We start from the raw sequence: 10,443 nt of genomic DNA, 5'->3' as shown, positions 1-10,443 counted from the left end.
GGCGGCTATGCCGCCGAATCCCGCCGGGCAGAGCGTGTTCCCGGTGTTCGCAACCTAGGGTGACGGTTTGCTCGCTGCGCTCACAAGACCTGACCCTAGGCTAAGCTGTCGAACGCCGTTGGCGTAATGAGACCGCAACCAGAGTCAAAAACTTTGCCACATGGTTTTCCACGGTTGCGGCCGCTGGCGTGCCGCTGCGGAGACAGGCCTGCTCGTGCTAGCTCAAGACGTGAGCTACTCTTCTTCTCGCAGCGTCGCCAGCACGGAATAGTCTTCCAGCGTGCTGGTGTCGCCGGCGGCTTCACGGCCGGCGGCAATGTCCCGCAACAGTCGCCGCATGATTTTTCCGCTACGGGTTTTCGGAACCGCTGCGGCGAATCGGATGTCATCCGGTTGTGCCAGCGCGCCGATTTGTTTGCGAACATGCATGCGAAGTTCCTGACGCAGTTCCTCGCCCGGATTCGGATCCGTGACGGTGACAAACGCCGCAATGGCTTGCCCCTTGAGATCGTCTGGTCGACCCACCACCGCCGCTTCACAAACCAGTTCGTGGCTGACCAACGCACTCTCAACTTCGATCGTGCTCAAGCGGTGTCCGGAAACGTTGATCACGTCATCGATCCGACCCATGATCCAGTAGTAACCGTCTTTGTCACAGCGCGCATTGTCGCCGGTCAAGTATTTGCCTTTGACGGTTGCCCAGTAGGTTTCCACGAACCGTTCTTCGTCGCCCCACACGCCTCGCAGCATCCCCGGCCAGGGTTGGTCGATACAGAGCATGCCGCCGTGTTCGGCATCCACGCTGGCGCCGGTTTCGTCAACGATCGATGGTACGACGCCGGGCAATGGTTGGGTGCAGGAACCGGGCTTGGTGGCGGTGATCCCCGGCAACGGGCTCATCATGATGCCGCCGGTTTCCGTCTGCCACCAGGTATCGACGATCGGGCAGGAGCTGCCGCCGATTTTTTTGTGGTACCACATCCAGGCCTCGGGATTGATTCCTTCGCCCACACTGCCGAGCAGTCGCAAACTAGACAGATCATGTTTGTCGACGTGCTGGTCGCCCCATTTGATGAATGCGCGAATTGCGGTCGGGGCGGTGTACAGGATCGTGACCTTGTACTTTTCGACCAACTCCCAGAACCGGTCTTCGGCGGGATAGTTTGGCGCCCCTTCGAACATCAAACAGGTCGCGCCAGCGGCCAGTGGTCCATAGACGATGTAGGTGTGTCCGGTGATCCATCCGCAGTCAGCGGTGCACCAATAAACGTCGTCATCGCGATGATCAAACACCCACTGAAAGGTTCGTTTGGCCCACAGGTTGTAACCGGCCGTGGAATGCAAGATGCCTTTGGGTTTTCCGGTGCTGCCGCTGGTGTACAAGATGAACAGTGGGGTTTCACTGTCGAGCGGTTCGGCGGGAAGATCGTCCGACTGTTTATCGACCACGTCATGCCACCACACATCGCGGCCGTCTTTCATCGGTACATCGTCGTTGCCGATCCGGCGCAACACGAGGCAGGTTTGCACCGACGGAGATTTTTCCAACGCCTCGTCAACCGTTACCTTCAGCGGCAATACTTTTCCGCGGCGATGAAGCCCATCCGATGTGATCACCATCTTGGCTTGGGCATCGTTGTTTCGATCGGCAATCGATTCGGCGCTAAAGCCGGCAAAAATCACCGAATGGATGGCGCCGATTCGGGCACAGGCCAACATCGCGATCGCCAGTTCCGGCGTCATCGGCATGTAGATGCTGACCACGTCTCCGGTTTGGATCCCCAACTCTCGCAGCGCCGCAGCACATTTGCAGACCTCGGACTTTAATTCGTTGTAGGTCAGCGTCCGCGTGTCACCGGGTTCGCCTTCCCAGATGATCGCGGCGCGATCGCCGCGACCCTGGTCGATGTTGCGGTCAATGCAGTTGTAACTGGCGTTGGTCTTGCCACCGACGAACCACTCGGCATGCGGTGCGTTCCATTTGCAGACTTCGCCGAAGGGTTCAAACCAATGCAAATGCTGCTCGGCCTCCTGTTTCCAAAACCCGTCGCGATCGTCGCGCGCTCGCTGATACAAATCGTCGTATTGTTCTTGGGAGCGGATCACTGCTTTGGCAGTGAATTCGGCTGGGGGGGGGAATAAACGGCGTTCGTGGAAGACGTGGTCAATTTGGCCAGCGGCGGTATCGGTCATCAAACGCAAATCCGGAATAGGCAAGCGGAAAGGAAGGAAACACGGGGACGCTCAGTCTAGCCGACCGAAAAGAGGCTCACCACTGTCGGGGCAGTCCCAATGCCAGATCGGATCGCAGTCGCTAAAATCGCAGGTATGGCGAAAAAGAAATCGAAACGCAGTCAATCCCGTGTCAGTTTCCGGAAACGCCACCAAGGGCGGGTGCGCGACACGGATTTGACACGACAATTCAACACGGGAGATTCCGAATCGTTAGCCGATGCGGTGAAAAACGAACGGGTTAGCGGAAAAGGCGATTTGACGCGAAAGCGGACGGTCGTCGGTGTTGATTCCGAATCGCCGATGTCCTCCGATGCAGACCGATCCAACGATGCGCCGTTGATCAGTGGACGGGTGATTAACGCTCATGGGTTGGCCAATGTCGTGTTGGCCGACGATGGACGCCGGTTCGAATGCAGCATCCGTCAAGTCCTGAAATCGCTCAGCATCGAAGGCCGAGGCGCGATCGTGGCCGGTGACCATGTGCGCTTTCGTGCTGAATCCGATCAGCGCGGAATGATCGAATTTGTCGCCCCCAGACACGGCATCATCAGCCGACAAAGCCGTGGTCAGCAACATGTCATCGCAGCCAACGTGGACCACCTGCTGATCGTCACCAGCGCCGCCGAACCAACGCTCAAGCCAGCCTTGATCGATCGTTTTTTGTTGTCGGCGGAACAATGTGGGCTGAAACCCGTCGTTGTGATCAACAAATGTGACTTGGTGGACACCGCGGAATTCCAGCCGATCCTGGGGGTCTATGCATCGCTGGGCTATCGTGTTTTGCTGACCAGCGCCGATCACGGCACGAATATCGAGTACCTGCGTGAATTGTTAAAAGGCAAACAGACGGCGCTGTCCGGGCAAAGCGGCGTGGGCAAGAGCAGTTTGCTCAACGCGATCGAACCCGGATTGGCACTGGCGGTGTCGACGGTCAGCAAAGACAACGACAAAGGCCGTCACACGACCACCACGTCGACTTTGATTCCGCTGCAAGGCGAAAACGCCGGCTGGGTGTTCGATACACCCGGTATCCGTCAATTCCAACTGTGGGACATCACGGCCGAGGAAGTGGCCGGGCTGATGCCGGATCTGCGCCCCCACGTCGGTGCGTGTCGCTATTCCAATTGTTTACACCTGATGGAAGACGATTGCGCCGTAAAACATGCGGTGGCTGAGGGAAGGATTGATGCCCGCCGCTATGATTCGTATTGCCACCTGTTAGAAGACGACCTGCTGGTCAACTAGACGCGGGCCTGTTGGATCGTCAACACGATCTTGCCGCCCACGTCGCCCGACGCTTGCAATCGATGCGCTTGGGCCGCTTCGGCCAGTGGCAGTGTTTGAGCGATATTGGCCTGCAGTTTTCCAGCGGCCATCCAGCGATTCATGTCGTCCGCACAACGGCGCATTTCCAGCGGTCGCGCTTTGAACATCACAAACCCGTGCAACGAGCATTCTTTGACATAGAACGGACCCACCGGGAATTCCGGTCTTGCATCGCGGCCGGCCATCAGCACCATGCGACCACGCGGTGCGAGCAAGTCAACGGCCATGTCAAAATCGGGATCGCGACGCGTTTCCCAAAACACGTCGATTCCATGCGCGGCATACTGTTTCGTCGCTTGATCGATCGCTTGTTTGCTGTAGTCAATCACATGGTCCGCCCCCAGCGCGGTCGCACGTTCGGCTTTCTGCTGCGATCCGGCAGTCGTGATCACCGTCGCACCAGCCGCTTTGGCCATCTGCACGACCATGCTGCCGACGCCGCCGGTCCCGCCGATCACCAACACCGTCTCGCCGGGCTCCAGAGAAGCACTGCGAAACAATCCCAAGTGGGCGGTGACGCCGACCAATGCATTGGCCGCCGCGGTTTCAAAATCAACTTGATCCGGCAGCGGAAAACACCAATCTGCATCCACCGCGATCCGCTCGGCAAACGTGCCTTGGCGACCGAGCAGCCCTTGATTGGTGCACCAGACACGGTCGCCCACGCGGAATGAATCCACATCGTCGGCGACTGCTTCGACCACGCCCGCCGAATCACAACCGACGATGAATGGATCCGGCAAATCAAACGCGACCACACCACTGCGGACATAGGTGTCGATCGGGTTCACTGAAACCGCATGATTTCGAATCATCACCTGGCCGGGACCGATCATGGGATCATCCAGATCACCAATTTGAATCACATCCGGGTCACCTGTCTGTTTTATATAGGCGGCTTTCATCAATGGTCTCACAGTCAAGAAGGAACGGATGGAACAGGGACAACGGAAACGAGTTGGACATCACAATGTTGCGAATCATCGCAACGCAACGCGAAAGTGCAGCTTTAACGACGCTGGTGTGGAGGATTTATCCGACTCGTATGAGGTTTTTCTGCGAAGAATAAAGCCGGTCGGATAAATCCTCCACACCAACTTGCGACCGGCTAACTCAAGCAACAGCCCGTCACGCGTCGGGTTTCGAGTCGCAAGTCGAAACGGCTTCTTTGCGCCAGTCAAAGCCATTCAACTGGGCGAGCGCCAAAATCAACGACTGGGTGCCATCGCGACCATGCCCCTGCGCTGCGACGGCGTTGTACAACTGGTAACCCAGCGCCAAACCGGGCAACGCCAGGTTCATCTTGGCTGCTTCGTCGAGCGCGATCTTCATGTCTTTTAAAAAATGTTCGACAAAAAAGCCGGGGTCAAAATCACCTGCCAACATGCGTGGTGCCAAATTAGACAATGACCAACTGCCGGCGGCTCCCGACGACACACTTTTTAGCACCGTGGGAATATCGAGTCCGACTTTGTGGGCGTACAGCAGGGCTTCGCAGATTGAGATCATTCCGCTGGCGATCAGCGTTTGGTTGACCATTTTGGTGTGTTGTCCACAACCTGGGCCGCCTTGATGGACGATGGTTTTTCCCATTCGTTCGAACAGCGGATGGATCTTTTGGACCGCCGCCGCTTGACCGCCGACCATGATCGAAAGTGCAGCGTTCTTGGCACCGCTGTCGCCACCACTGACGGGTGCATCGATCGAATCGACGCCAATCTTTTTTGCTGCCTCGGCAATTTCAACAGCCAAACTGGGTTGGCTAGTCGTCATGTCGATGATCGTCATGCCGGCACGTGCGCCGGCTAGCACGCCGTCATCGCCCAAGATGACCTGGCGGACATCGTCGGGAAAACCAACGATCGTGAACACCACATCGCTGGCCTCGGCAACGGCCCGAGGCGAATCCGCTTGGGTTGCGCCGCGATCAACCAGCGGCTTGGTTTTCTCCGCGCTGCGGTTGAACACCGTGGCGGAATAGCCGGCGTCCATTAGATGGCCGCACATGCTGTGTCCCATCACGCCGGTGCCGATCCAGCCGAGACGTGTTTTTCCTGGTTCAACAGAAGTCGATTCGATGGAAGTCATGGTTGTTTGAGCAAGAGAGATTGAGTCGGCACTCAATCAAATTCCCAGCGAATCGCGAGCGCCCGAGCGACAAGTAGAAACGCTACTCCGGCCCCCATCAACACGGCTAACTGAGGCCACAGAGTTTCCACCGGCAAATCGCGCCAAAATACTTTGTCATATCCGTCCAGCGCCCAAGCATTAAAAGTCCACAATCCGAGTTCCCGCATTTTTGCGCTCATCAGGTAACGCGGAACCATTGATCCGCCCAACGCACTCATGGTTAAAACCAGGATCACCGATAGTCCGTTCAGTTGGCCGCGCGTCTTGCAAAGCGTCGCCAGGAACAATCCGAACGCCGCCGCGGCACCACTGGTGACCACGGTCATCATCACAAATCCATCCAAATGGCCCCACAAGTCGACTCCGAAAATCAATTGTCCCCACAGGAACATCACACAGACCTGGACGAATCCCAGCCCAGATAAATAAAACCACTTGCCCAGCAGCAATTGATCCATTGTTAACTGGGTTGATAACAAGCGGTCCAGCGTGGTGTTCTCTCGTTCTTCTAACAACGCACCGCCACCACCGGTCGCGCCGAACAGCAAGAACATCACGGCGATCCCTGCGGCGTACATGCTGACCACCGGATTCGTTTTGTCTTTGCCCATCACATCGATGATTGGGACGGTGTTGGCCAGGGGATCGATCGGAGCGACTGATTCGACCGGTGGGCGTCTGACCACACGCTGCTGCTGGGCCGCTTGTTTGGCGTTGCCAATCGCCATTTCTCGACTGACCATCGCAGCGACCACTTGGCCGGCGACCTGATCGGACGCGTCAGCCAACAGTTCGGCTGTCATCGGGTGACCGTCGGATTGTTTCACGATGATCCCAATCGTGACGACGCCTTGACGAATCATTCTCGTTGCTTGACGCGTCGTCAACGGTTGGTCCGGGTTCTCGGAGGCCATGAATCGCAGACCCTCGTTGGTGCGAAGCGAGGTAATCATCTGGCCGCTTGCCGGCGTCGCCGCAAGATCCACCGCTACCACTTTGACCTTGGGCATGGTGCCGCTGCCGATCCCGTTTCCAAAGATCAACGCAAACACACTGAAGAATGCAATCGGTACGACAAACGTGAGCACGAGTTCAGCGCGACTGTGGACCAGTCGACGCAAACTGATTTGAATGACCGTCCCAATCATCGGTGCGCTAATCCCTTAGTTCGTGACCGGTCAGATGCAAAAACACGTGATGCAACGAAGGTGCTTGAACTTCCATGTCAGACACCAGGTAGCCACTATTACGGATCGCATCGAGCAACCGACTAATGTCTGTCGTGACGTCGTCGATGCGAGTCTCGAATCGATCTTGCCCAGCCGCTCCGACTTGTCGCAAGTGCTGGGGGCCGGTGTGACCGGAGATCCAGACCGGGGCGGTCAGTGGACGGTCGACGCGTACTTTGACCAACCGCGAAGGGCCCACCGTGCGGTTGACTAGTTGGTCGATGGTGCCATCGGCAATCACTTGTCCCTGATCCAAAATCACGATCCGATCGCTCCGCTGCTGGGCTTCGTCCAGGTGGTGAGTGGTTAGCAAAATCGAGGCGCCCTGGCGATTGAGATCATCCAGCATCGTGAATAATCGCTCGCGGCTTTGCGGGTCCACCCCCACAGTTGGTTCGTCCAACAAAATCACTTGCGGGCGGTGCATCACGCCACAGGCCAGATTCACCCGCCGTTTCATACCGCCGGAAAAACCGCCCACCAGTTCCCCCGCACGGTCGGTTAGCCCGGTCCACTGGAGTGCCCATTGGACACGCTCTTTTAGGTTTCGTCTGGGCACGCCATGGAAGCGGGCAAAGACGGTCAAATTTTCGCGGGTGGTCAAATCGCTGTAGAGCGCCAGATCTTGGGGGACCAGCCCCAAAGCGTTGCGAACACCGGGCGACTCAATCGGCAGCCCAAAGACATTGATTTTTCCATGGGTCGGTCGCGTTCGCCCAGCCAGACAGCGGATCAGAGTCGTTTTGCCAGCGCCATTGGGGCCTAGAAAAGCCAGTCGTTCTCCCTGATGCAACTGGAAATCGACCCCGCGGAGCGCCTCCAGTGAACCGTAGGTTTTCCTTAGTTCGGTGATTTCCAGCGCGGGGACGTCAGCTTGGATCACAGGCGTCGATCAACGGTCAATGGCAAAGAACGCGATAAAGAGACTCAACCGAGTATGTCAAAGACTCCCAGGCACGTCACCGGGAAAACCCAATTTTCGCATCAGGCTGCTTGCGGACCACCACCGTCATCCACAACTCGCCGCGTTCCCCCGTCAATCGGTTTCCCGCCGCCCACGTATCAACATCGACGTGATCGCCAGAATTGTGCCAGCGACAAAGCCAGCTGCAGTACCCTGCGTTGCACCCAAACCAATGCCGACCGCTACCTCGTCCAGGCGCTGTGGCGAAACATTGGGGAACAGGGCACGGTAGTAGGCCGGATTGAATGAGCCCATCAGATATCCTAATCCCAAGCCGAACAGACAGCCGAGCAGCGTGAAAATCGCGACAAAGGAGATCGGTAGCTTGAGTTCGGTAAAGTCCGGCATGTTCGTCACTTTCCCGTTGGCTCCGAAAAGTTAACGGTCCACATCAGTAGCGGTCGGATCGGGGAGGGACGCGTCGGGCAATTCGCGCGACGCATCTATTTCACACAATGTATCACGTACCCAATCAGCGTCGGCCAGGCCGATGACCGAAAGTGGCTGCGAAGTGGGATGACCGGATACGCGAAAGCAAAGCGATTTGAGTCCTAGATGCCGCAAGAAAGGTCCCTGCAGGGTGCTGTACGACGAGACGTCACGAAAATGGAATCGCCGATCGTGCAGCACAAATCCACCGGATACGAGCCGAAGGTAGGGCCCATCGACGACCAGACGTAAGTTTGCTGCTTTTAAACGAGAAGACGGTCGGAAATAGGAAAAGTAGAGGATCGAGCTAAACAGGACACTCGTGAGAACCGCGCCGATCATGTAGATCCCGAGCCATCCAGCGCGGAACCAGAGGTCCGGGTTGCGGTAGGGCACCATTTTCGCACTGAACAACGACAAACCGATCAGAGATGCGAAGGGCAGCGAAATCGCGAAGCAGCCCAAGCGTGCCTGTGTCAGCAAGTATCGCAGGAGTTTTTCACGATCGATTTCAAATTCAATTTCTAGCGGGAAACGATCTTTGAATGCCAATGGCGTGCTCGATGGTTCGGGACAGATGCGTTTCGGTGTTAGTTGCCGAGGTTTCCGAGATACTCGATGCCTTGTTGTAGTTCTTGCAGGCTGGAGTCGCGGCGGCCGACAATGCAGGGCCCGCGATAAGCGACGTCTTCCAGCGTGGCAAAAATCTGAGGGAAATCCGCAGTGCCTTCGCCGATCGGAACATTGATGCCTCGGCCGGCTGCGAGGTCCAGTACACCGTCGGTTGCACACACGACCTGGATTCGCTCGCGCAGCGCTTTGACGGCCGCCCCCACATCATGGCGATTGACAATCAATTGACCGGGGTTCAGCGCCACCGCCACGAACCCGTCTTCATCCAAAGCCAACAGTTCCGCCAGGGACTCGCCGGACTCGGCACCGGTTTCAGCGGCCAAGAACGCACCAACGCGGGCACCATAGCGACCGAGGTCACTTAAAACCGCTTGCAGCGACAGATAGCGCGGATCCTGTTGGTCCTCGGGCAGGTAGCCGATGCCGTTGATGACGGTTGAAGTGCCCAGTTTGTATGCCAAATCCATCGCCGACTTGGTCGCTTCCACTCGCCGCTGCAGGTCGTTCGGGTTGTCATAACCGCGGCGGGTTTGAAAACGCAAACTAGCCACTCGCAGGTTGCGTTCGTCGAGCAATTTCTTCAGATGGCGAAGGCCGGTCGCGGTCAGCGTTTTCGGATGAATCTCGCCGCGGCCGTTGAGTTCGACCAAGTGGACACCCATCTGCGCGGCGACATCGAGGGATCGTTTGAGCGAAAGTCCCAGCGAATCAAGGCGTAGTGCCAGCTTCAATTCGGCCATGCGTTCGTCGTTCCTTGAATGAATCGACCGACTAAGCCAGACGGTCTGCAAAGCCGTCAACTGTAGTCGCAGGGGTGCCAAGCGCGTAGGCCCTCTCGCCAGTCAGACATTCCGTGAACGTCACTCCCTCCAGGTCCAGCTACGGTGGGATGCACTGTTCGTAGCTGATCCCGCCAGGGTTCAGTGGGTCTGGGCGTGCAGAGAATTCTGAACCGTGGCCGGTCCAGCTACGGTGGGATGCACTGTTCGTAGCTGATCCCGCCAAGGGTTCAGTCGGTCCGGGTGTGCGAGGAATTCTGAACCGTGGCCGGTCCAGCTACGGTTGGGAGAGAAGAATCGTCGTAGCTGATCCCGCCAGGGTTCAGTGGGTCTGGGTGTGCAGAGAATTCTGAACCGTGGCCGGTCCAGCTACGGTTGGGAGAGAATCGTCGTAGCTGATCCCGCCAGGGTTCAGTCGGTCGGGGCGTGCAGGGAATTCTGAACCGTGGCCGGTCCAGCTACGGTAGGAGAGAATCGTCGTAGCTGATCCCGCCAGGGTTCAGTCGGTCTGGGTGTGCGAGAATTCTGAACCGTGGCCGGTCCAGCTACGGTAGGGAGAGAATCGTCGTAGCTGATCCCGCCAGGGTTCAGTGGGTCTGGGTGTGCGAGGAATTCTGAACCGTGGCCGGTCCAGCTACGGTAGGGAGAGAATCGTCGTAGCTGATCCCGCCAAGGGTTCAGTGGGTCGGGGTGTGCGAGGAATTCTGAACCGTGGCCG

The 10,443-nt window shown here is 57.5% G+C and carries 9 protein-coding genes; 1 reads left to right on the top strand and 8 read right to left on the bottom strand.

Annotated elements, in window-relative coordinates; genetic code table 11:
• Positions 1–234: 234 nt before the first annotated feature.
• Positions 235–2,193 (bottom strand): acetate--CoA ligase, encoded by a 1,959-nt coding sequence (acs, locus tag NHH03_RS27230; protein WP_253161517.1) that lies wholly within the window; start codon positions 2,191–2,193, stop codon positions 235–237.
• A gap of 135 nt (positions 2,194–2,328) precedes the next feature.
• On the opposite strand from acs, the gene rsgA reads away from it, so the two are divergent.
• Positions 2,329–3,480, top strand: a complete 1,152-nt coding sequence (gene rsgA / locus NHH03_RS27225; protein ID WP_315861496.1) for a ribosome small subunit-dependent GTPase A — start codon at positions 2,329–2,331, stop codon at positions 3,478–3,480.
• On the opposite strand, the gene NHH03_RS27220 is transcribed toward rsgA, so the two are convergent.
• The 7 genes from NHH03_RS27220 to NHH03_RS27190 form a co-directional block, all read right to left on the bottom strand.
• Positions 3,477–4,466: an NADPH:quinone reductase gene (locus NHH03_RS27220; RefSeq protein WP_253161515.1), complete on the bottom strand. Its 990-nt coding sequence runs from the start codon at positions 4,464–4,466 to the stop codon at positions 3,477–3,479. The two genes, rsgA and NHH03_RS27220, sit on opposite strands and share 4 nt — an antisense overlap.
• Positions 4,467–4,689: 223 nt before the next feature.
• A complete protein-coding gene (locus NHH03_RS27215; protein ID WP_253161514.1) occupies positions 4,690–5,649 on the bottom strand; it encodes an NAD(P)-dependent oxidoreductase in 960 nt (319 codons plus the stop codon).
• 32 nt (positions 5,650–5,681) lie between these two features.
• A complete protein-coding gene (locus tag NHH03_RS27210) occupies positions 5,682–6,839 on the bottom strand; it encodes an ABC transporter permease (RefSeq protein ID WP_253161513.1) in 1,158 nt (385 codons plus the stop codon).
• A gap of 7 nt (positions 6,840–6,846) precedes the next feature.
• Positions 6,847–7,803, bottom strand: coding sequence for an ABC transporter ATP-binding protein (locus NHH03_RS27205; RefSeq protein WP_253161512.1), 957 nt, complete (start codon positions 7,801–7,803; stop codon positions 6,847–6,849).
• Positions 7,804–7,956: 153 nt separating this feature from the next.
• The gene (locus NHH03_RS27200; RefSeq protein ID WP_253161511.1) at positions 7,957–8,232 is read right to left on the bottom strand and encodes a hypothetical protein; all 276 of its coding nucleotides are present in this window, start codon (positions 8,230–8,232) and stop codon (positions 7,957–7,959) included.
• A 30-nt stretch (positions 8,233–8,262) separates the two neighbouring features.
• Positions 8,263–8,865 (bottom strand): PH domain-containing protein, encoded by a 603-nt coding sequence (locus NHH03_RS27195; RefSeq protein WP_253161510.1) that lies wholly within the window; start codon positions 8,863–8,865, stop codon positions 8,263–8,265.
• A 38-nt stretch (positions 8,866–8,903) separates the two neighbouring features.
• Positions 8,904–9,686 carry a sugar phosphate isomerase/epimerase family protein gene (locus tag NHH03_RS27190; RefSeq protein WP_253161509.1) on the bottom strand — a complete coding sequence of 261 codons (783 nt, stop codon included), beginning with the start codon at positions 9,684–9,686 and terminating at the stop codon, positions 8,904–8,906.
• Positions 9,687–10,443: the final 757 nt, after the last annotated feature.

The sequence above is a fragment of the Stieleria tagensis genome, from assembly GCF_024129865.1.
GTDB lineage: Bacteria > Planctomycetota > Planctomycetia > Pirellulales > Pirellulaceae > Stieleria > Stieleria tagensis.
Note: the sequence above shows the minus strand (reverse complement) of the source record. Positions and strands in the feature narration are given on the sequence as shown.